Below are 23,111 nucleotides of genomic sequence, written 5' to 3'. Positions count from 1 at the left end.
GGGACGAACGAGCCCCGCTCGGATGGGCCGGGGCGAGGGATAGTACCGTGGCCTCAGTCGCAGTCTCATCCGGCACCGCCGACGCCGCTGCCTCTCACGGTCTGCCCCTGGGGATCGAGGAGTGTCTCGATCTCCTCGGCCGTCGGGTAGGCCCCCTTCTTCTTGAGGGCTTCCGCCGAGGCCGGCTTGCCGAGCTCCGCCTCGATGTCCTCGGGGATCTTGCCGACGAGCGAGAGGGCCACCTCGCGGACGTTGAGGTTCTCGTGGAACGCCTTCTTGGCGATCGCCGACGCGTTGTCGTAGCCGATCCGCGGGGCGAGCGACGTGCACATGGCGAGGCTCTTCTCGATCAAGGCCTTGCATCGCTCCTCGTTGGCCTCGATCCCTACGGCCCCGTCGACGGTCAGATTAGCCAGGTAGTTCTGGGCGTCGACGCATTTCTCGGCCAGATGCTCGGCCGCGTTCACGAGGAGGTCGATCGACTGGAGCAGGTTGAAGCCCAGGACGGGCATCATCACGTTGAGGTCGAAGTTCGAGCCGAGCGCGTTCGCCCAGGCGATCGTGGCGTCGTTGCCCACGACCTGGGCGGCCACCATCATCACGGCCTCGGGGATGACCGGGTTCACCTTGCCCGGCATGATCGAGCTTCCCGGCTGCAATTCCGGGATGCGGATCTCACCGATCCCGCAACGAGGGCCAGAGGCCAGCCAGCGGATGTTGTTGGCGATGTTCGAGAGGCTGATCGCCACGGTCTTGAGCGAGCCCGAGGCCTCGACGGCGGCATCGCGGTTGGCGAGAGCCTCGAAGCTATTGAGGGCGGGTCGGAGCGTGAGGCCGGTTGCCTGGCTCAAGGCCGCGGCCATGCGCTGGGGGAATTCGGTGTGGGTGTTGATCCCCGTCCCGACGGCCGTGCCGCCGATGGGCAGCTCGCCGAGGGAGTCGGAGCAACCGGTCAGGCGCTTGATCCCGTGCTCGACCTGCGAGGCGTAGCCCGAGAACTCCTGGCCGAGGCGGATCGGCACGGCGTCTTGCAGGTGCGTCCGGCCGATCTTGATGATCGGGTCGAAGGCCTTCGCCTTGGCCTCGAGGGCGGTCTGGAGTGACTTCAGGGCGGGGATCAGCTTCTTCTGGATCCCTTCGAGCGCGGCGAGGTGGATCGAGGTGGGGATGACGTCGTTGGATGACTGCCCCATGTTCACGGCGTCGTTAGGATGGACGGGCGATCGCCCCCCGCGTACACCGCTGTTGTAGACCTCATTGGCGATCCCGGCGATCACCTCGTTCGTGTTCATATTGGTCGACGTGCCGCTGCCGGTCTGGAAGACATCGACGATGAACTGGTCGTCGTGCTGGCCGTCGATGACGGTCTGCGCTGCGCTCGCGATCTGCTCGCCGAGGGCGGCGGGCATCAAGCCGAGGTCCATGTTCACCTGGGCCGCGGCCTTCTTGATCAGGCCGAGCGATCGGATCCATGAGCGGGGCACGCGGAGGGAGCTGATCTGGAAGTTGCGCCTGGCCCGCTCGGTCTGGGCCCCGTAATAGGCCTCGGCCGGGACCTCGAGTTCCCCCATCGAATCCTTTTCCACACGCGTGTTAGCCAAGGCGAAAGTCTCCGATTCTTGTGCGCCGGATCGGTTGGCTCAGGCCGTTCGCCAACCGAGAGGGTCAAACCCTTCGATCATGCAACCCTATGGAAAAGAGCGACGGATTGGGAGGGGGATTTCGCGGAAGGGGGAGAAAGCGAGCGAGGGTCACCGCTCGCCGACGCGAGGCCGGGAACATGTGACCCTTCACCGTTGGTCGACGTCATCGGATCGAAACGAGCGAGACGGGCTCGCGGAACCCCATGCCCATCGGTTGCCCGCGGGCATAGGACGCCGCCCCTGGCTTCGACTCAGTTCGCGTTCATGTGCAACTTCTTGGCGAGGTCGTTGAGGTCCTTAATCATCTCAGGGCTGAGACGATCGCGGCCGGCGAAGGCCTTCTCCAGGTAACCGCTGGCATTGCTTTCACGCCGACGGTCCTTGGAGATGAGCCTGCCCATGTGGAAGTTGAGCACCGGGTGGTTGATCGACTTGTTCAGGCCCTTCCGGTACGAGTCTTCGGCCTCCTGGGTCTTGCCCATCGCTTCCTGGATCGAGCCCATCGTGTCGTAGAACTCGCCGGGCAACGTGGCCGGGTCGACTCGCTTGAGCAGGGCCTGAGTCAGTTCCAGGGCATCGCGAGAGTTGCTCAGATGGGTGTGGAGGATCCACGCCTTGTTGTTGATGGCCTCGACCGAGTTGGCCTGGACCCGGAGGACGTTGTCATACTGCTCGATGGCCTGATTGAAGTAGTCCTTCGCCTTCGAGGAGTCTTCGGTCGCCTCGGCGATCGAGAGCAGCAGGTCTCCGTAATTCAGGTGGACCAGCGGCGTATCGAGCTTCGTGGCGGCCTTCTGGGCCCAAGGCAGTGCCATGCTGAGTTCGCCGGCCTTATGGTAACCGACGGCGATGGCGAGCATCAGGTTGCCTCGCTTGTCGCCGTTGCCGGCGTTATCGGCCACGGTCTTGGCCTCGACGACGTTGGTCGGGTTTGCACCCTGGCCCTTGGGACCCTGCTCGCAGAGATGCTGGATGAGCTGGGCGATGCCCGCCGCGTCCTCGGGGAGGGCTCGGTGGCATTCGCGGAGGGTCGCCAGGCCGCGATCACGATCTCCGGATTTGAACTGGATCTCGGCCTTGAGCTGATACGCGTCGGAGAACTTCGGATTCCTCGCGATGGCCGTGGTCAGGAGTTCGACGGCCTTGGCGCGGTTGGCGGCCTCCTGGGCCTTCGGTCCCTTCTTTGCCGCGAGGGCCTGAGCTGCGAGCAAGATGGCGTCGGGACGGTCGTGGTCGAGGTCGAGGACCGTCTTGGCCTGATTCAGGGCCTCTTCCGTCTCGTCGAGCTTCAAGCTGACCTGGCCGAGGGCCATGCGGACATCCAGCAGGCGAGGATCGCGCTGGAGGGCCTCCTGATAGGCCGTGGCGGCTTCACGCAGGCGGCCTTGAGCCGAGAAGATCCGGCCTCGAGTCAGGGGCCCCACCGGAGAGGCCTTGGAGATCTTATCCATCTCCTGGGTGATCTCCAGGGCACGGGCGAGCTCCCCGTGGCGGGCTGCCAGGTCGCATTCCGTCTGGAGGAACGCCAGGTCATTCGGGAACTGCTGGCGGAAGTCGCGGATCAGGCCGAATGCCCTATCCCTGTACTTCTTCTCCTCATCGCGACGGTCGCGGTCGGCGGCATCGATCGACTGGATCGCGACGATCCGGACGAGGTTTGCAGCGACCTGCGAGTCTTTCGGCGACTCCTTGAGCAACTCGCGGAGGCTGCGCTCGGCAGCGGTATAATCCTTCTGATCCCGGTAGACCTCGATGAGCAGGCGGCGGAGTTCAGGGGTCTTGGCCTTGGACTCGACGAATGCCACAGCTTCTTTCTTCTCACCCTGGACCATCGCCAGGACGCGATACTTGGCCTGGACCAGTTCTCGCGACTCGGGCTGGGCCTTCAACCCTTCTTCCAAGACCGTCATGGCATTAATGGCCCCATCCTTCTCGGTGGTGGACTGGGCCTTGATGGCGGCCAGCATCAGGAAGAAGACCGCGGGCGGATTCTCCTTGTGGACGTTGATCGCCGTCCGGAGCAGTCCGGCAGCCTCGTCGTTCCTCTTGTCCCGGCCGCTGCTGAGGATGTAAGCCTGCGTCACCACCGCGGACGGGTGGCCCGGGTTCGTCTTGAGGACCTCTCTCAGGAGCGTGATGGCCGCATCGTTCTCGCCGTGGATTCGGTAGAAGTTCGCCGCTCGAACGCGTTCGTCGGCGCTCACCCCAGGCTCGTTCAAGAGCGTGGCGATCTCCTTCTTCGCCTGGGCCAGTTGCCCCTTCGCCGCGTAGGCGCTCGCGAGCTGCCAACGGTCCGCGCGGCTCAGGCCGCCGTTCTGGGTGTCGGGGTTCGCCTTCTTCCGGATGTCTTCGAGGCGTTGAATGGCACCGTCGATATCGCCGCTCTCGAGGGCGATCCCGGCGAGGGCCGACTCGGCCGCGGCCATCAGGGTCAGGCCCGGGTTGATCTGCTTGGTCGACTTGGCTTTGGCGATCGCCTCGAACGAGTCTGCGGCGTCCTTGGTGGCACCGTTTCGGCTGTCGAGTTGGGCCTTCCAGAATTGCACCAGCTTATTGCCCGGATCTTTCTTGAGGGCCTCGTCGAAGTGGAGCCTCGCCGTGGTGGCGTTGTTCTGGTCGAGGGCCATCTGGGCCTCGAGCAGGTCGGCGACGGCGGCTTCCTTCCAGCGGGCGCGGATCTTGCTGATCGTGGCGGTGACGGCCGCGAAGTCCTGAAGCTTGAGGTCGAGCAGGGCGAGCTGCACGAAGGGGGCCGAGTTGTCGGAGCGGTCCGCGACGCTCACGAGCAGCTTGCGGGCTTCCGCGGGCTTCTTCAGGTTGTCGGCCAGGATCTGGGCCCGCATCAACACGACGCCGATGTTGTCGGGATACAGGGCGAGGAAGTCGGTCAGGACCTTGTCGGCCGCTTCGGGGCCCTTGGCTTGGAGCAGCATCGCGGCATCGAGGCCGGCGAGCTCGTCGCTATCCGGGAATCGCTTGCGGGCGTCGTCGAGGACCTTGCGAGCTTCCTCCAGCTTATCCTGGTCTTTCAGAGTGAGCACGGCCAGGTGTTCGGCGGCAGGACCGCCGAGGTTCACCTTGCGGAGGGCCGCGATCCGCTTCAAGGCGGCGTCGTGACGGCCGAGCTGTACCTCGATCTGAGCGAGTCGCAACTGCACGGCCGGGATGGGGCTCGAACCGGCCTTCGTCGACTTCTCGTACTCGGCGAGGGCCTTACGCAGGTCGTCGACGCCTCGGCGAGCCTGGAAGATCTCACCGTTGAGGAGGTGCAGCGTCGCCTCGAGGTCGCGCGACTGCTTGCCCTGGGCGATCTGGTCGAGCAACTGGGCGACGATCGGTTCAGCCTCTTCGGGATAGCCCGCCTGGACCATCGACCATGCGGCCCACACCTGATATTGCGGGTCGAGGTTCTGGAGCCGTCGGGCGTTCTGGAGGTACTGGCGGCCGAGGGCCTGCTCCTGAGACAGGACGAGGGCGACGCCGTAGCGGGCCTGGGCCTCGGCGACGTCCGGAAGCAGGGTCGCCGCGATCTTCAAGTGATTCAGGGCGCTCACTCGCAGTTTCTGCTGCGCGGCGGTGTTCGTATCCTTGGACTTGGCCACCTCACCGAGCTTGCCCCCCTGGGTACCGGGGCCGGCAACGCCCGACTGCTCCAACTCGATGGCGCCCTGGAACAGGTGTCCCAATCCCTGGAAGCGATTCAGGGAGCAGCCGATAAGCTCCTTGATGTGGGGCTCGGACTGTTCGAGGCGATCGGGGGCGTCGACCTGGCTCAGGGCCGCTTCGACCGCGACGGCGCGCAACTGCATGACGAGTTCGACCATGGTCGGACGCGCTGCGAGCGGCGTGGCGAGGGCTTCCTTCACCAGCTTGAGGCACTCCTCACGCTTCTGGCGGAAGCGAAGATGGTCGGCGTACGAGAGGTAAATCTGGAGGTCGGACTGTTTCGACCCTTCGAGGGCCTTCTTGAAGAGATTCTCGACGTCGCTCTCGATGCCGTCCACGAGCTTGGTGATCGCCGGCTTCGTCTGGGCGTCGGAGTTCGAGGCGAGCACGAGGAGGGACTTCTGGATCCCTTCGAGCATCAGGCTGAGGCGGGTGATTCGGGAAGGCGCCGGGGCGGGGCCAGCCAGGAGCGTGTTCAGGTCCTTCTGGAGGGCGGCGACGCGATTGCTCAACTCGTCCGGATCCGTGGTGGAGCGGATGTCGAGGGCACGCAACCGGAGCAAGGCCATCTGATCGACGGGGTCGGCCTTGGCTTCCAGCGTCGTGCTACGCGTGTCGGCGAGGATCTTCTTCATCGCCGCCTCATCCTTCGACTCCTGGGCAAACCGGGCCTTGACCCAGGCGAGTCGGATGGGAGAGGCCTTTTCCGCCTCGAGTGCGGTGATGTGCTGCTTGATCTCGGGAATTCGGGGCGAGGTCGACTCCAGCCCTTCCGAGGCGAGCACGTAATGGGCGTCGCTATTCCGAGGCTCGAGCTCGAGGACCTTCTGGGCCCAAAGGACGCTCCTGCTGCTCAGGTCGCGTCGCATGCACTCGGCCAAGAGCTTCTTGCGAGGCTCCTTGAGGTTCTTGCCGTACTCGGCGGCCAGCCGCAGCGAGTCCAGCTCGTTGTTTTGCAGCTTGACCTGCGTGTCGCCGGTGGACTGGGCGGCCCACTCGCCGAACATGCTGGCCATCTCTTCGTGGATCGCGGGGTTACGCCCATCCTTCTGGAGGGCCCGCTGATAGTGGATCAAGGCCTTGTCGTACTGCTTGGCGGCGCGGTCGGCTCGGGCCAGCGGCAGGATGTCGCCCGATCCTCTCGGCACCAGCGCGTAGACCATCGCGATTACGCCTAACACGGCGATAACGAGGAACAAACCCGAGAGGATTAGCAGGGGTTTCCAGCGCACGGTCATCGGGCTCTTCTCCTTGGGCTCGTGGCACCGAGCCGAAACACGTTGGGAATTCCCGAGGTCGAGACCGTCCCGGTCTCAGGCCCGGCCAAGCGTGTCCGGCGTTGTTAAATCAAGTCGCATTCGAGACCACGGCGCTCACACTCGAAGGATCTCCCCTCGACTCTCACGCCGGCTCGCATCATCGAGGTGATACGATCCGAGGCGCGGAGAAGGATCGGGACATTCCTTCGAAGGACGCCAAATCGATCAGCCAACGGGCTGTTAATAAGCTTGGGAGTGCAAATTCGAAGAGGGAGAGAGGCCGACGGCCTTGGTTCCAACCTCAGGGAGCTCGCAATCCTTTGCCGTTTTCGCAGCGCATCCGGCTTCCCATCACAATAGAGATTCATCGTCGAGACTTCAAGAAAATTTGTGTCGCGACCGAGAGTCGACCGGGAGAACGGGCGACATCGCCTTTCTCATCAAGGATTCACGACCTGAATGCACTCTCACGAAAAGACGTCCCTGTGACGTCGATGACTTCCAGTGGCCTCGATGTGTGCCATCCAGAACGCGCCGGCCCTCCGGTTCGAACACTTAGCCAAGATTCGAGTTATAGGAAGGATAGGACGCGACCGTTCGATCGGTGACGGAATCAAGATCCTTCTTTTCGGCGACTTTCCTGGGGTGCTCCGGCTTCGTCCCTCGCCACTGATTTCGAGGCGAAGACCCGGCCTGAGAAACAACGGACGCCGCGGTCCCATCCCATGTCGGGTGGTACCGCGGCGTCCGTTTATGTCTGGAAAATGGGAAGTCGGGGAGGCGTTTGACGATCGTTAGCGGACCAGGCTGTTGGTGGCGGCCGTGGAGTCGGCCACCTCGGAGGTCGGTGATCCCGGCCTAACCTTCCGAGAGCCGAGATTAGTCAGCCAGATCCCGGTAGGATTCTGGAGGATCCCCGGGCCCCAGCAATGCGGGCAGAAGTCCTTCTCGGCGAGGTTGACCCGTGCGTAGCGGCGAGGGGCTCTGAGGAACTGAGTACGATGCTCGTCGTCGGCGCAGAGGTAGAGATGACCGCCGAAAAGGATCCCGAACCTCGGGTCGCCCGCCTTCAACTCTCCCTCATCGACCTGGCTCACCGGGCACTGGCCGGCATTCACCGGGGCGTAACGCTCGGGCCGGCGGAGGAACTCGGCACGCCTCACGTCGTCGGCGAACCGATAGCTTCGTCCGCCGTGCTCGAGGGTCAACGCGTCGTCGCCCAGCACGAGCGTCTGGCCGCGGACGAGGCTCACGGGGCAGAAGCCTGAGAGCCCGACCTCGGCTGCCCCCCGCGTCACCGCGACTTCTGGGGCCGATTCCGGCTCGGGGTCATTAGCGACGACGGGCTTACTCTGCGGGACATGCGGCGGGTACTGGGCGAGCGCCCGCTCCTGGAAACCGACGAATTCCTGCGAGTTCAGGAACCCCTGGTGCGAGGAGAGAATCGTGCCGGTAGGTGAGACGATGATCGAGGCCGGAAGGCTCGTGATCCCCAGGCGCGAGGTCAGGTACTCGTGCTGATCGGCCTGGAGTTTGACCGGGACGAACGAGTCTCGCGAGTGAGTGACGACCTGGTCATGGACGAAGGTCTCGCGCTCCATGAGGTGACAGTACGAGCACCAGGAGCCGGTGAGCTGGATCCAGAGCGGCCTGTCCTTCGTCACGGCCTCTTGCTGGGCCTGCCCCAGGTCGGTTCGCCAGGTGATCCCGACCGCCTCATTGGCTGCGGCGGGCCAACTCGAGAGGAGCCAGATTCCGAGGCCGAAGACCAACCGCGTGAGAGGCTGGGCGGGCGCGGAGTCGCGTAGACTCATCGAGGCTCTCCATATTCAGAGTCGAAGTGAGAGGAGGAGTCGCCATGCGGCGTCGGCGACTGCGACGCTCTCCATCCATGGAGATGCCACAGGAAACCATCGCAAGCCAAAGTTAAAGAATCAGGATGTTCTTTCGCGAGGGAGTGCGAGACCTGGCGAGGCCTCGCAGTCTCCATCGACCCGAGATCCTCGGAGCGTCCAGCCAAAAAGCCGATTCCAAACGACGTCGAGCGCGGCGACTTCCGGTCCTGCCATCATCGTCGATTGGTCCGGTATTGAGGACTGCGAGGGTGATGCTTGCGAATCGGTTTGGGCTTCTTCGACCCGTGGAGGACTTCTCGGGTAGAGATGGCTCAACTGCCAGTGCTGTATCGGTAGGTTTGGTCGAACTGAAAAGATATGAAATGTTGCGAAACCGCTTCAACGACCTTTGCGCGAGGCCGGGCGGGTAACTTCGAGAGAAGCGCCGCCCGGTCGTAGGTCAAGGACACGCGAGTGCCATCAAAACTGCCGCGTTCGCGTCTCGCGTCTCCGGAGTGCAACCGGCGGGGCGAGCAGTTCGTTGATGACGATCGCTTCGCGGATCTTGGCGAGGGATAGTGGCTCCGAACCGATGGTGAAGACGAGCGATGTCGTCTGCGGGGATTGCTGCGATGAGGGCCTCGAGACTTTGGTGATCTCGTGCTCCTCGGGAACTCCGAGCGTCGACTTGATCCGCCCGAGTGGCAGCATGTCGCTGGCAGTCAGGCCGAGTGGTGAGGACTCATGCGACATCGAAGCGGAGAGCGATCGGGGCGTTGCCGGCTCGGATTTGGGAGGCGTCGGCGCGGTGGGGGTGCTCCGCGAGCGTGATCCCCTTCGCGGGATCATCCCCGGGCCCGGCCTGGGCGGGGATGACAAGGGTCGGTGCGAGTCGGTCTCCAGGATCACGATGTCGGCGTCGGAGCTGCTACCAGGCCGCTTGGGCGTCTGCCTGGTCTGGGTCGATGCCGGTTGCCAGCGCGCGGCCGGTTCGCGCGAGGACAACTCGGGGCGGCGTTCCGGGGGCCGATTCGCGGGAGGCCTCATCCCTGGCGGACCGAGGGGAGGCTTCCGGTTGTTTGTCCGGGGCGGGAGTGGCTGAGCATCGCGATTGAAGAGCGACGTGAGTGCCCAGATTGCCAGGAATGTGAGAGGCACGATGATTTGCAGGATATTGTCGAATCTCATGCCGACCTCCTCGCCGTTGACGGCGACTCCAACGGCCCCTCGCGGTGACAGATGCGAGGGGCCCGAGGCAAATGCACCCAGGATCTCAGCTGTTGACGTTCTCTCGTCTGGAGTTGCCCGAGGTACTGATGGCCGACCTCATTTCGGTATCCGCCTGGATGTTGCGGAGCTGATAGTAATCGGTCACGCCTAGGTTCCCCTTGCGGAAAGCCTCGGCAATGGCAAGGGGGACTTCCGACTCTGCCAGCACGACCTTGGCTCGGTTGGATTGAACTTCCGCGATCATTTCCTGCTCCGATGCCACGGCGAAGGCGCGACGCTCCTCGGCCTTGGCCCGGGCGACTCGCGTATCCGCCTCGGCCTGGAGGGCCTGGAGGTTCGCGCCGATGTTGTCGCCCACATCGATGTCGGCGATGTCGATCGAGAGGATTTCGTAGGCCGTCCCGGCGTCCAGGCCTTTCTCGAGCACGCGCTTGGAGATCGAGTCGGGCTTTTCGAGCACCTGATTATGCGTATCGGCGGAGCCGATAGCGTTGACGATACCCTCACCGACGCGGGCGATGATCGTCTCGTCCGTGGCGCCACCGACGAGGCGGTCGATGTTGGTCCGGACGGTGACCTTGGCTTTGACCTTGAGCTGAATCCCATTCTTGGCCACGCCGTCGATCGTCTGCCGTCCTTGTGAGGGGTCGGGGCAGGGGATGACCTTCGGATTCACGCTCGTCTGAACGGCCTCGAGCACGTTACGACCGGCCAGGTCGATGGCTGCGGCCCGCTTGTAGGACAACGGGATATCGGCGCGGTTGGCTGCGATCAGGGCCCGGACCACGTTCGGGACGTTCCCTCCGGCGAGGTAGTGGGCCTCGAGCGTCTGGGTCGTGACACCGTCCTTCTCGGCAAGACCCGCCTGGTAGGCCATGATCTTCGAGCGGACGATGATGTTGGGGTTAACCTTGCGGAACGACATACCTACGAGCTCGAAGATGCCGACATTCGCGCCGGTCATCTTCGCCTGGATCCAGAGGTTGAAATACTTGGCGAAGAAGATGCACGCCACCAGCGCGAACATGGCGATGGCGATGATCCCGAGAACCACGTAGGTCGACCAGGGGGTCGTCGGCGGATTCCCTTGCGCAAACAAGTAGCCAAACATGCAGCGTCCTCTCGGGATGGTCGGCCGTGGGCCGTCAAGGGGCGACGCGTCTTGCCTGGGCCGAGATGCGTTACGAGCCGGCTCGTCTTCGATCGACGCGGGTCGGTTGGTAGGCACTCGCCGTCGCTCGGCGTCTTAACGATATTCAATCAGTGTTTAAGAATCGTTCACGAGTTCATCTAAAGTCGAATCCGGCTGCAACCGCACGACGAGTTGCCCGCCGCGGACTCTCACCGCCTTGATCAGTGCCCCGGCGGGGATCAGCCCCTCCTCCGCGAGTCCGTCGAGGCGGCGACCGTCGAAGTTGACGAGCCCCGAAGGCCGCAGCGGGGTCAACGACCGGCCGCTCTGACCCACGAGGTGGTCGATCCGCTGGGGCGAATGCGAGTGCTCGATCTCGTCCGGCGAGGGGGGGCGGAGCGTGACGAGCTTCGCGAATGGGGTGCGTGGCCAGAAGTAGATCGCCGCGCCGAGCGCCACGGGCATGAGCACGCAGTCGGCCAGCAGGAACTTGATCCCCAGGCTGGTCGACTGCTGGAACGCTTGCCAGAGGCTGAGCCCCAGGCAGCAGACGGCGAGCACCCCGATCGTCCCGCCGGAGGGGATGAAGACCTCGGCGATGAGCAGGAGGTAGCCGAACGCCAACAACAGGAGCGGCCAGGCCAACGTGCTCATGGCTCCCTAACTTTCGCCGGCGCAGGCATAAAGGCTGAAACCAAGCGTTTGCTCGACGTCCCCCCGCGACGCCTCGTTGCTCACTGATATTCAGTCTAAGGCAGACCGGCTCCCCTAGGCAATCATCTAGAGGGCGACGGGCCGAGTCGGCCCTCACTCCAGGAGTCTCGAGGGAGTCGGTTACCTTCGATGGAGTCCGACTGAAGTCGCTTTCATGCGCCGAGGCGCTTGACGATCACGCGCGAACCCTGGACGTCGACGACTTCGACCAGGCTGTCCGGCTCGATGAAGAAGCCGTCGGCCGTGACGTCGATGAGGGCGTCGCCGAAACGCGCCTTGCCTGAGGGGCGGAGTACGCTCGTAGTTCGGCCGGTCTCGCCGATCAGGTAGGCGAAGGTGTCATATCCTTCGAGCGACGACTTGACCGTGGGGTCGTCCTCCCCCGCGCCCGTCCAGGGCTCGGGCTTGAGGACGAGCCGGTTGAAGAGGGGCATCGAGGGGAAGTAACGCGCGAGGACGACTGCTCCGGCGCTCACGGCGACCATGGCGAATGTGAGCTGGAGGAGGGTGTATCCCAACTCGCGATACTCGTACTCCTGCGTCGGCCAGACAAACGTGTGGCTCGCCATGACGATGCTGGTCAGGATCAGGAGGATCCCGCTCATCCCGAAGACGCCGAAGCCCGGGAAGACGAACAACTCTAGGGCCATGCAGATCATCCCGACGAGGAAGAGGATAATCTCGAGCTGATCCGCCGTGCCGCTGAGGTAGTGACTCCAGAAGAACAGCAGGAATGCGAGGGCCGAGGTGATCCCCGGCAGCCCGATCCCCGGCAGTTTCAACTCGACGACGAGCATGAAGAGGCCGACGAATAGCAGGATCCAGCTCACGAAGGGGTCGGTCAGGATCGTGACCAGCGCGTCGACCCACGTGGGCCCGTCGATCCGGACGGCCTTGCCTCGGAGTCCGTAGAGCCCCTTGAATTCCTCGGTGTCATTGACGATCTGGCCGAGGCCGTAGACGCCTTCATCGTTGTCGGCCTTGAGGGTCAGTACCTCCCCCGGGCTCTTCTTCTGCACGGGGTTGACGTAACGGCCGGGCTCGGCCTCGAGTTGGGTCTTGAGGACGAATGCGACGTTTCCGGTCTTGCTGTCCGTAGCCTGGAAGACGACCGCCTCGGGGTCGACCATGGCTCTGGCGACGGCGATCGAGTGCCCTTTGCGTTCGGCAATATTCTCGGCCCGTTCCACCAGGGCCTTGGACCTCGCCTCGCCGAGATCCACAACCTGGCCGTTGCGCCCGGTGACGAATTGACGCAGGTCGCCACACTCGCCCCCTTTGCGGAAGACGATGTCGTTGCAGGCGAGCGCGACGAGCGACGCCATGCCGATCGCCCTGTCGTCGATGAATGCAACCGTCTTCATGTCTTTGATATTGGCGATCGTCTCGGCGATCGCGTCGGCGGCGATGTCACCCCCCTGGCTGTCGATCTGGAAGAAGATCAGGTTGACCTTCTCCTGCCGGGCCTGTTCGATCCTGCGCGTGAGGTAAGAACGCTTGACCGTGTCCAAGGGCCCCTTGATCTGGACCCAGACCGGCCGAAGCTCCTGGCCGAGCGTTGGGTTGTCGGCCATCGAGCGGCCGGCGAGTTTGTAGGTGCTGGCGATCTCGGCTCTGCTGTCGGCCGTGAGCTTGGAGAAACCTTCCTCACGAGCACGGTCGGCCGTCATCACGCCACGCTGCCCCCCCTCCCAGGCGGGCTGGTCCTGGATGATGCTGTGCGACTTCTGGAACTCGGGCAGGCTCTCGGCGAGCAGATAATGGACCTGCTTGTCGTCGGTGGTGACCTTGCGTAGATCTGCCTCTCGGTCGAGCATGCCGAGCAGGAGGTCGGGCTCGCGTTGCTTGCTGATGGCGAGATTGCGGATGTTCTCGCGGATGTCGCGGGCCCTGTTCTCGTTCTCGGGAGAGATCGGGCCGAGCGATCCCTTGGGGCCCATCACGATCTCGTCGCAGGCGAGGGCCGCCAGGGTCGCGTATCCGGAAATCGGCTCGGGGACGTAGGCCACCGTCAATTTGGCGCCGCCCAGGCTCTTCATGATGAACCAGGCGAGGTCGTACGAGTTTCCGAACGTGCTCGCGCCAGGTTGCGTGTCCCCGGCCCGGAACTCGAAGACCAGGATCGGGCTCTTGCCGGGCGCGGCCCCCGAATTCTGATTGAGCAGATGCCGGGTAGATGCCTTGATTTGCTCAAGCGTCTCACCGGTGATCGGTTCGGTAATCGTAAAGAACTGTCCGGGATTGGAGTCGGCTATTTTCGCCGGGTCCTGGGCTCGAGCGATCGGCGGGCCTTGGAATAGCAGAGTGGCCATCGCGAACGCGAGGAGAAGGCGAGAGAGAGTGGCGACGCGAGAGTACCGCGGGCAGATCATTGATGTCAGACTCCCTCCGATGAGCCAGCCGAAGCTTCGTCCGCCCACGACGAGAGCCAGAGGCCCGCGGCAGGGGGATGCAAGCACGGGGGCGAACCGCCTTGAAGCGCCACCCCGCGATCGCGGTGCAGAGGGCAACAGGAAGACGACCCTTGTTAGGGATCACCCGTCCTTACAGCCGATTATAAAGGTGGAGAAAATACCCGTCAAACATCCCCCCACGCCGAGAGGCCGGGGGACCACACTCCGTCCCGAGCGTTCGTCGCCTCAAGACCTTCGAGGCCAGGGCCAAGTTCGATCGCGTTTGTCGTCGACCACCCTCGACGATCCGACGGGGACGGTCGAGGTTCATCCTAACGTACGGAATCGGGCCGCTCGCCGCGTGGTGATTCCCGAAAGTCGTCGCGGAATCGAAAATCGCCGCCAGGAAAAATGAAACGCCCAGGTTGAGCACAACCTGGGCGCAACGATCAAACGTGTAACCGACAGTGCGGAAACTCAGCGAGTCCGGGCGGGCGAAGCGCCCTTGCCCACGACCGGCTGGCGCTGTTGCGGGCTGCGTCGGGAGTTCTGCGGCCCGTTCCCGGGGACGGGGTTCGAGTTCTCGTCGTTGATGTGAATCGTCCAGGGTTTGCCGAGCTTCTCGCCGCGGAAGTTGTCGTCCATGACCTTGTTGTTCGGCTTGATGTCGGTCAGGACGAAGCTCTTGAGGCCCGACTTCTCGTCGGCCGGATAGAGGACGACCTGGGTCGGCAGGAGGTACTTACGGTCGAGGCGGATGAAGGCCTTGCTGAAGCTCTCCTTGTCGATGTCCTCGTTCGGGAAGACGGAGATGATGTAGGAGTCCTTGTCCTCGTTGAGCAGGGCCATTCGGTAGCGGACCTTGGCCTCCTCCGCGCGGAAGTTGAAGAGGAAGGGCAGGGGGCCTTCCTGGAGGGCCCGATCCCGCTGCTGCTTGGCCAGCGGATAAATGTGGATCTGCTGGGTCTTGCAGAGGTAATGCCAGACTTCTTTACCCGTGCAAATGATCCGCTCGTGGGGGATCGGCTTCTTGCCTTGCTTCTCGTCCGTCGGGACCTGCTCGAAGTTGATCCATGCCAGGTTCGGAGCCTTGAAGAGGGCACGGCCTTCGTACCGTTCCTCGCCACCCCAGGCCTCCGACATCTTGACGGTTTCCTTGATCCGGACGTCCAGGGTCTTCAGCCGGGTGCTCTGCTGGGCCCAGCTATTGAGCAACTGCTCCATCCTCTTACCTTGCGGGTCGATCGGAGCAGGGGCTGCCGGGGCCGCCGGAGTCTTCGCTTCGGGCTTGGACTCCTGGGCCTGGACCATCGTCGCCAAAGTCAAAACCGCCATGATCGACATCGGGTGGCGGATCCAAACGTTCCTTCGCATGGCTCAATCTCCTCGCACTGGCTTCACGCAGGGGGACTGCGCGTCCACGAATCCTTCGTCAGAGGTCTCCCCAGGGCGCGCGAGCAACCTAACAATTTTCCCCAACCGCTACCATAGCAGTGCTCGGCCTCGAACTGCGAAGGGTCCTGGCGTGTCCGGTGTCTGGTTGGAATCTGATAATCCGTGCAAGGAACGCCAACAAAGTGGGCAGAATCTACAAGGGATCGGCCCCACTTAAAGACGTAGGACGCGAATCGAGAGAGGCCGTAAACTTTTCCCACGCGGACGAATCCCCCGGCCTCCTTAGCTAGAACGTGTAAGCCTTCAAAGAGTTCGATGGGGCCGGGATGCCCCGGAGCCCTCGGAATCCATGCGGAAGCGAACGAATTGGAACGAGGATTGCAAACCTCTGTCCCATGTATTCGCCCTTCTGCGTCACGAGGTCTGCACGGGTTTCCTCAGCCAACTCAGGAGAACCTAGTTATGCAACCGACCATCCGCGAGATCGCCCCGCCCGCCTGGCCGCTCCCCTTAATTGGGATGCCCCCGCGCGGGACTCGTCGCTCGGCTTGACGCCCCGACGCTCGTGATCGACAATATCTTATCAACGCTCATCTACACCGACGTGGGGTGAGTGTGGACGATCTTGGCTTCGATCGTTGGCGTCAAGGAACGCGTCATGGCGTCTCTCGACCGGCCGAAGCTTCGCCCGTTGTCGGCGAAGCGGTTCGAGCATGACGGACGTCTGTTCGTGGCTCTCGAGGATCCGCACAGAGTTATCCCTCAACCCATCCTGATACCCATCGAGGGCTATCAGCGGGTCGTCAGCCAGTTCGATGGCCGGACGACTCTTGTCGAGATCCAGGCCCGGCTGTTCCGCGAGTCGGGCGAGTGGATCTCCCTCTCGGAACTCGAACTCTTCGTGCTCCACCTCGACCGCGTCATGGTCCTGGATGGGCCGACGTTCGAGGAATTTCAGGACACCTACCGACGGGAACGGGTGAGGCCGGCCGCATTCGCGGGTCGATCGTATGCTTCGACCGAGCGAGCGCTTCGGTCACAACTCTGCCAGTTCTTTTCCCACACCCAAGGCGCCGGGTGGCCCATTTCCGGTTCGAAGCTAGCCTCGAACCGCCTTCGCGGGATCCTTAGCCCGCACATCGACTTCTTCCGGGGCGGGACCACCTACACCTGGTCGTACAAGGAACTCATCGAGCATTCCGACGCCGAGGTCTTCGTGATCCTGGGCGTGGCGCATCAATATTGCCGGAACCGCTTCGCACTGACGACCAAGGACTTCGAAACACCGCTGGGCCTCGTCCGCACCGAGCGCTCCTACGTCGATCAACTCGCGGCGCTCGCCGGCAGCGAACTCCTCGATGACGAGTTGAGTCATCGCACCGAGCATTCGATCGAGTTCCAGGTGGTCTTCCTCCAGTACCTCCTGAGTGGCCTACGCGAGTTCTCAATCGTCCCGATCCTCGTCGGTTCGTTCCACGACCTGATGGAAGCGAGGAAGGATCCGATCGAGTCGCCCGACGTCCGGCGATTCGTCGACGCGTTGCGTGCGGCGGAGTCCGCCTGTGAGAAGAAGGTCGCCTACATCGGTGGAATCGACCTCTGCCATGTGGGGTCCCAATTCGGCGACATCGGCATGGTCGGGCCGGATCAACTCGAGGAAGTCCGCCAGTTCGATGCGACGATGCTGGATCGGGCCACGGCTCGCGACCCTTCCGGCTGGTTCGGGACGGCCGCCCGGATCAACAACCGGCTGAGAGTCTGCGGTCTCGCCGCGACTTACACCATGCTCCATGCCATGGGACCCGCGTCCGGCCGACTCCTCCGATATGATCAGGCCCTCGACGACGAACGCACCTGCTGCGTGAGCTTCGCCAGCGTGGCGTTCCTCGCCCCCGCTGAATCGGGTTCGAACCTCCAGGCGGACAAGCAAACTGATGTCGGATGAGCCGTCGATCGCGTCGTTGCCGAGAGACGAGGCTATGCCTGCAACCCCGGCGGATTTCCGGGCCGAGGTCGAGGCCTTCGATCGCAATGCAGTGCATGGGATTTTCGACGGGCCTCGCTATCGGATGCGCTATCGGGTGCTGGGTGAGGGGCCTGCGATCGTGCTCGTCCCAGGCATCGCTTCGACTTATCGCGGATACGCACTAACCCTCAACCGCCTCTCCTCGCGGTTCCAGACCATCGTCTACGATTATCCGGGCGAACATCCCGACGACGGTGCAAACCTCCGCGCGATCCGCCACGACGATCTCGTTGCCGATCTTGCGGTCTTGCTCGACCACCTCGGGCTGAGGCAGGCCAATCTCTTCGGGCTCTCGTTCGGCTCGACGGTGACGCTGAGTGCACTCCACCGCGAACCCGAGCGGTTTCCGAAGGCGGCGATCCAGGGGGGCTTTGCCCATCGGCGGTTCTCGAGGGTCGAGCGTCTGGCGCTGGGCGTGGGGAGGAGGATCCCCGGCACCGCGTCGCGACTCCCGTTGAGACGTCCCGTCCTCCGGTTCAAGAACCGGGACCAGTTCCCGGGCGAAATTGCCGACCGATGGCCGTTGTACATCGAGGAGAACGGCCTGACGCCGATTGCCTCGATGGCCCACCGGCTCGACCTTATCGCGGGGCTTGACCTACGCCCAATCCTGTCGGCGATCCGGGCCAAGATCCTCCTGATCCAGGGGACCGAGGATAACATCGTCACCGGCTCTCATTTCGAAGAGCTCCGCGCGGGATTGTCGAACGCCCGGGCGAAGATACTGGAAGGGGTCGGCCACCAACCGCACTATACGCATGCGGAAGATCTGGCCGAGGCCGTCGGCGATTGGTTCCTCTCGAGCACCTGAAGCCAATAGTGGTCGAGCTTGCCGGCATGACCATCGAGTTCTTGAAGGAAGGATTGCGCCGTCAGTTGCCGAGGCAAAGCCTACCTGAGAGAGCATCCGCCGATTACAATGCGAAGCGTCGTGCCGGTCGCGAGGGTTCTCCTCGCCGGGCGGTTGGAATGCGGCTCCTGGGGACGTGCACCTTGTCTGAATCGAGATCGAAGCTGGTGATTGTGGGTATTGGCGACGATGGCCTGGCCGGCATGACGGAGGCCGCGCGCAGGATCGTCTCCGAGGCCGACCTGATCCTGGGAGCCCCGGCGACCCTGCGCTTGCTCGACGAGGTCTCGGGCAAGAAGGTGGCGCTCGATCCCGAGATGCCCGCCGCGCTCCGGCAGGTTCGCGAAGCCCTTAGCGTCAGCAAGCCGGTCCTCGTCAGCAGCGGAGACCCCCTCTTCTACGGGGTGGCCCGCTACCTCTGCGATCGCCTGGGTAAGGACCAGTTCGAGGTCATCCCGCACGTCAGCAGCATGCAACTCGCCTTCGCCCGGGTGAAGGAGAGCTGGGAAGACGCCTACCTGACGAGCGCAGCCGGCCGGCCTATCGAGGCCATCATCGACCGGATTCGCACGGCTGAGAAGGTCGGGCTCTTCTCGAGCGACGAGCATCCGCCTCAGAAGATCGCCCAGGCCCTGCTGGATCGGGGCATCGATTACTTCCGCGCGTATGTCTGCGAGAATCTCGGCTCTCCAGACGAGCGCGTGACCCAGGCCGAGTTGTCGGACCTGACCACGCTCGATTTCGACCCCCTCAACGTCCTGATCCTCATTCGCAAGCCGAACCGACCCGATCGGGCTAGTCGGGTCGCCAACTATCGTCTCTTCGGCAATCATGACGACGCCTTCGCCCAGTCGCTGCCCAAGCGAGGGCTGATTACCCAGTCGGAAGTCCGGGCGATCGCCCTCGCGCAACTCGACGTGCGGCCTACCAGTGTCGTGTGGGACATCGGAGCCGGTTCAGGCTCGGTCGCGATCGAGGCCGCGCAGCTTGCCCAGCATGGGCAGGTTTTTGCCATCGAGCCCGAGGCGGGGGATGTCGCCCTGATCCAGGCGAATGCCGAGAGCTTCGGCGTTCCGAACGTCAAGCCGGTCAGCGGCAGGGCCCCCGAGATTCTCGCCAACCTCCCCGAGCCGGATGCGATCTTCGTCGGGGGGACGGGGCGACAGGTGGTCCTGGTCCTGAACGCAGCCTACTCGAAGCTCGCCGCTGGTGGGCGACTCGTCGTCAACGTGGCGACCATCGACGGCCTCGCGACCGCCCACGAGACTCTGAAACGGCTCGCCGGCGAGGTCCGGGTCTGGAACATCTCGATCGCCCGAGGGATCGAGCAGATGGATCGCGTCCGCTTCGAGGCGATCAACCCGACCTTCCTGCTCGCGGTGACGAAGACGCTCGAGGCAAACGACTGAGGTCGCCGTCAGAGATCAAACCGGAGTTTTCGCCACACCAATTTCCGGGCGTTTTCCCACCTTCGGCTGGGAGAGTTCGCTTGGTGTGGCTATACTTAGGGCATGTTGGGGCATTGCCCCTGGAACTCGGGCCGCGAGGGAAGGTTACGTATGCTAGAGGCCAGCGACGTCGAGCTGGACTTGATCGCGGTCGGTGCCCATCCCGACGATGTGGAGATCGCGTGCGGCGGTACCCTGGCGAGGCTCGCCCACAAGGGGTATCGGGTCGGGATCGTCGATCTCACCGATGGCGAGCCGACTCCGCTCTCGCCCGGTCCCGACGTCCGCCTCGCCGAAGCGACCAGGGCCGCGGAAATCCTCGGGATCGACGTTCGGATCAACCTGAACCTTCCCAACCGTCGGCTCTTCGACTGCTTCGAGGCCAGGGTGGCCCTGGCCAAGTTATTCCGAAAGCATCGGCCCAAGGTCGTCCTCGGGTTCGGGGGCAAGACCGTCCTCGCCTCGCCCGACCACTACCAGGCGATGCTCATCACGGATGCGGCCGTCTTCTACAGCCGGCTTACGAAGTGGGATGAGCATTTCGACGGCCTGCCTGTCCACACCATCTCGAACCAGTTGAGCTTTCCGATCGCCCTGCATGGGCTGGACCTGCCGGAAGCCTCGGGTTACATCGTCGCCGACATCAGCAGCACGCTCGCGATCAAGCTCGAAGCGGTGCGGGCCTACGCGACCCAGTTTCCGCCGGCCAAGTCGGGGATCTTCGGCGCGGTCGAGACGATGAACCGCTACCATGGCCTGACGGCCGGGTTCGAGGCGGGCGAGATCTTCATGACTTATCGCTCCGTCGGGATCGACGACCTCATGCGTTGGGCGAGTCCGATCCACGCTCGGACCTGACTCGCGGCGTGGCTCAACGGGCCATTTACCAGACTCCGTCACAAGGTCACGGCTAGAGAAGGCGGTCGAGGTGAGCTGGTTATCCCGGTTGATGAACCAACTTCACAGATTCCTGGGCGCAGATGCGTCGCGGCATGCCCATGACGATACGGTCGCCACGGCGGAATTCTCGACCCCGTCGTCGCTCACCCTCGTCTCCGGGGCCCTCAAACTCCGCGCCGGAGTGATCTCCGAGACCGGACATTACCGCGAGCAGAACGAAGACAACTTCTATGTGCCCGGGCGAAACTCGGTCCGGTTCGACATGCCCTCCTCCTCTCATCGCAGCGGAGACATCGGCGCGTCCTCGTTCGACACCTCGGATGTGGTCTTCATCGTCGCCGACGGCATGGGGGGGCAGCAGGCCGGCGAGCAGGCGAGCAAGATGGCCGTCGAGCTGATTCCCAAAGCCCTCGCCCGTCGGATGCGGCCGACCGACCTCGATCCTCGGGCCATCCAGGGGGTGATCCGGGAATCCGTCGCCGAAGCCAATCAAGAAATCCTAGGCTGTTCGGGGGCCGTTGCCGAATTCTCTAATATGGGCACCACCGTGGTGCTCGCGCTCTTCCGGAACAACCGGGTCTTCGTCGCCGGGATCGGCGACTCGAGGGCCTATCGCCTCCGCGCCGGCGTCCTCGAGCAGATGACCAAGGATCATTCCCTGGCCGATGCCCTGGGTGAGGCAGGCACGATCAGCAAAGAAGAAATCCCCCATCATAAGTTCAAGAATGTCCTGTACCTTTACCTCGGCAGCAAGGATGCCAGGAGCGGCCCCGAAGACGTGCGCGTCCTCGAAGCCCAGCCCGGGGATCGGTTCCTGCTGGCGAGCGATGGACTGACCGGGGTCGTCAGCGACGCCGAACTGACTCGCGTGCTGGAAACCTGCGACGACCCCCAACGTGCGGCGCGGGTGCTGGTCGATCAGGCACTCGCCAACGACTCCAAGGACAACATCACGAGCCTGGTCATCCACGTGCTCGGCGACGGTGCGGTTTCGAAGTAAACGCCATCTCGATCGCTCCGGTAGCTTGTGATCCGACGCCTCCGCTCCTGTCGCGTTCGTCGACATGTCCCGGGTCGGGACGAGTGTTGGCGTCACCATGGCATCAGAGTGTGGGTATTGCCCACACACTCGAGTCGCCGGGCTCCTCGTTTCGGTCTCATACCGAGGGAGATTGGTCTCGACCCATGACCGCACGTCGGATTCGCGCCGGGTCCAGGGGGCAAGGTCATGCCAGCCCTTGAGGACTTCCTGGAGAACGTCGCCAGGAGCGGACTCATCCCGCCCGAGGCCCTGGACCAGGCCGTCGCGGACCTGGACATCGTCCCCTCCACTCCGGACGGGGCCAAGCGGCTTGCACGCGCCCTGATCCAGAAGGGGACGCTCACCTCGTATCAGGCGCGTAAGGTCCTCGCTGGCGCGACGCGCGGGTTTTTCCTGGGAGGTTACCGCATCCTCCGGCCGTTGGGCGCAGGGGGTATGGGTAAGGTCTTCCTCGCCCAACATGAGGTCGACGGCCAACGCGTGGCCATCAAGGTCCTGCCCCCGAGGCGGGCCGCCGAGGAAAAGCAGGCCTTGCTTCGCTTCCGTCGCGAGATGGATCTATCACGCAGGGCGATTCACCCCAATCTCGCCAGGACCCTCGACGTCGGGAACGAAAGGGATGTCTACTTCATGGTCATGGAGTACATCCCCGGCGAGAGCCTCTACGACATGGTCAAAGGGGCAAATGGCGGTCCTCTGCGGGTTCCGGACACCGCGAGGCTTTTCCTGAAGGTCCTCGATGGCCTCGAGGCTGCACACGTCGCCGGTTTGATCCACCGCGACATCAAGCCGTCGAACATCATGATCACGCCCGACGGCGACGCGAAGATCCTCGACCTTGGCCTCGCCCGCTCGGTCGAGGAGGAAAGTCCGCTTACCCGGCCGAACGTCGTGGTCGGGACCCTCGATTACGCCAGCCCCGAGCAGCTTGGCAATGCCGCGCAGGCGGATCGACGTAGCGACCTCTACAGCGTCGGTTGCACGCTCTATTTCACGCTCGCCGGTCGGCCTCCGTTCGACGGCGGCGACGTCGTCAACAAGATCTTCAAGCAACGGATGGAGGATCCGGAGCCGCTCGAGCGCGTCGTGAAGGGCGTGCCCGCCGCGTTCGCCGCCATCGTGCGCAAGCTCATGGCGAAGACTCCGGACGACCGCTATCAGAACTGCCTTGAACTGCGGTCGGACCTCGCCAGATGGGTCGACCCCGAGAAGGTCCGTGCGATCCTCGGGAATGAGGCCGAGTCGGCGCGAGCATTCCATCTTCCACCGCCCGAGTTGATCGACGACGATCTTCGCGTCCTCGGCGATGAAGAGAAAGGGAGTCGGGGATTCTCGCTTCGCGACCTCGGCACCCCCGAGCCGTCCGCCGCTCCGATGCATCGAGCTCCCGCCCCCCCGATTCGGGCACTCGTCATGCTTCCCGGTGAGCGGAAACAATCATCGTCAATCATCACTCCACTGCCAGAGCGTCCCCGCGTCGAGGAAGACTCGAAGTGGCTCATCCATTTCATCGCGATTGCTGTCGTCGTTGGCATCATCGCCGTCATCGCCATCTCTCTGATCCGCTGATTTGCCGGT

Annotated in this window: 14 protein-coding genes; 6 read left to right on the top strand and 8 right to left on the bottom strand. The window is 63.6% G+C overall.

Features of this window, described 5'->3' with window-relative positions; translation table 11 throughout:
• Positions 1–65: 65 nt before the first annotated feature.
• From ACOYYX_RS32820 to ACOYYX_RS32785, 8 genes are all read right to left on the bottom strand, one after another.
• Positions 66–1,571 carry a class II fumarate hydratase gene (locus ACOYYX_RS32820; protein WP_422931697.1) on the bottom strand — a complete coding sequence of 502 codons (1,506 nt, stop codon included), beginning with the start codon at positions 1,569–1,571 and terminating at the stop codon, positions 66–68.
• Between the two features lie 323 nt (positions 1,572–1,894).
• Complete coding sequence (locus tag ACOYYX_RS32815; RefSeq protein WP_422926879.1) at positions 1,895–6,547, bottom strand: tetratricopeptide repeat protein; 4,653 nt, start codon at positions 6,545–6,547, stop codon at positions 1,895–1,897.
• An 815-nt stretch (positions 6,548–7,362) separates the two neighbouring features.
• Entirely contained in the window at positions 7,363–8,382 is a 1,020-nt protein-coding gene (locus ACOYYX_RS32810; RefSeq protein WP_422926878.1) for a thioredoxin family protein, read from the bottom strand.
• A gap of 501 nt (positions 8,383–8,883) precedes the next feature.
• Positions 8,884–9,591, bottom strand: a complete 708-nt coding sequence (locus ACOYYX_RS32805; RefSeq protein WP_422926877.1) for a hypothetical protein — start codon at positions 9,589–9,591, stop codon at positions 8,884–8,886.
• A gap of 85 nt (positions 9,592–9,676) precedes the next feature.
• On the bottom strand, positions 9,677–10,744 hold the full coding sequence (gene floA / locus ACOYYX_RS32800; protein WP_422926876.1) for a flotillin-like protein FloA: 1,068 nt from the start codon (positions 10,742–10,744) through the stop codon (positions 9,677–9,679).
• 156 nt (positions 10,745–10,900) lie between these two features.
• Complete coding sequence (locus ACOYYX_RS32795) at positions 10,901–11,419, bottom strand: NfeD family protein (protein ID WP_422926875.1); 519 nt, start codon at positions 11,417–11,419, stop codon at positions 10,901–10,903.
• Between the two features lie 212 nt (positions 11,420–11,631).
• Positions 11,632–13,851 (bottom strand): NfeD family protein, encoded by a 2,220-nt coding sequence (locus ACOYYX_RS32790; protein ID WP_422926874.1) that lies wholly within the window; start codon positions 13,849–13,851, stop codon positions 11,632–11,634.
• 498 nt (positions 13,852–14,349) lie between these two features.
• Positions 14,350–15,246: an outer membrane lipoprotein-sorting protein gene (locus tag ACOYYX_RS32785; RefSeq protein ID WP_422926873.1), complete on the bottom strand. Its 897-nt coding sequence runs from the start codon at positions 15,244–15,246 to the stop codon at positions 14,350–14,352.
• A 679-nt stretch (positions 15,247–15,925) separates the two neighbouring features.
• Here ACOYYX_RS32785 and amrB point away from each other — a divergent pair.
• From amrB to ACOYYX_RS32755, 6 genes are all read left to right on the top strand, one after another.
• The gene (gene amrB / locus ACOYYX_RS32780) at positions 15,926–17,212 is read left to right on the top strand and encodes an AmmeMemoRadiSam system protein B (protein WP_422926872.1); all 1,287 of its coding nucleotides are present in this window, start codon (positions 15,926–15,928) and stop codon (positions 17,210–17,212) included.
• Positions 17,213–17,246: 34 nt separating this feature from the next.
• Positions 17,247–18,104: an alpha/beta fold hydrolase gene (locus tag ACOYYX_RS32775; protein WP_422926871.1), complete on the top strand. Its 858-nt coding sequence runs from the start codon at positions 17,247–17,249 to the stop codon at positions 18,102–18,104.
• Positions 18,105–18,286: 182 nt separating this feature from the next.
• Positions 18,287–19,552: a precorrin-6y C5,15-methyltransferase (decarboxylating) subunit CbiE gene (gene cbiE / locus ACOYYX_RS32770; protein WP_422926870.1), complete on the top strand. Its 1,266-nt coding sequence runs from the start codon at positions 18,287–18,289 to the stop codon at positions 19,550–19,552.
• Positions 19,553–19,702: 150 nt separating this feature from the next.
• The gene (locus tag ACOYYX_RS32765; protein ID WP_422926869.1) at positions 19,703–20,449 is read left to right on the top strand and encodes a PIG-L family deacetylase; all 747 of its coding nucleotides are present in this window, start codon (positions 19,703–19,705) and stop codon (positions 20,447–20,449) included.
• 91 nt (positions 20,450–20,540) lie between these two features.
• The gene (locus ACOYYX_RS32760; protein ID WP_422926868.1) at positions 20,541–21,491 is read left to right on the top strand and encodes a PP2C family protein-serine/threonine phosphatase; all 951 of its coding nucleotides are present in this window, start codon (positions 20,541–20,543) and stop codon (positions 21,489–21,491) included.
• A gap of 228 nt (positions 21,492–21,719) precedes the next feature.
• Positions 21,720–23,102: a serine/threonine-protein kinase gene (locus tag ACOYYX_RS32755; protein WP_422926867.1), complete on the top strand. Its 1,383-nt coding sequence runs from the start codon at positions 21,720–21,722 to the stop codon at positions 23,100–23,102.
• Positions 23,103–23,111: the final 9 nt, after the last annotated feature.

It is taken from the genome of Singulisphaera chitinilytica, from assembly GCF_049331405.1.
In the GTDB taxonomy this organism is placed as follows: domain Bacteria; phylum Planctomycetota; class Planctomycetia; order Isosphaerales; family Isosphaeraceae; genus PoT.
Note: the sequence above shows the minus strand (reverse complement) of the source record. Positions and strands in the feature narration are given on the sequence as shown.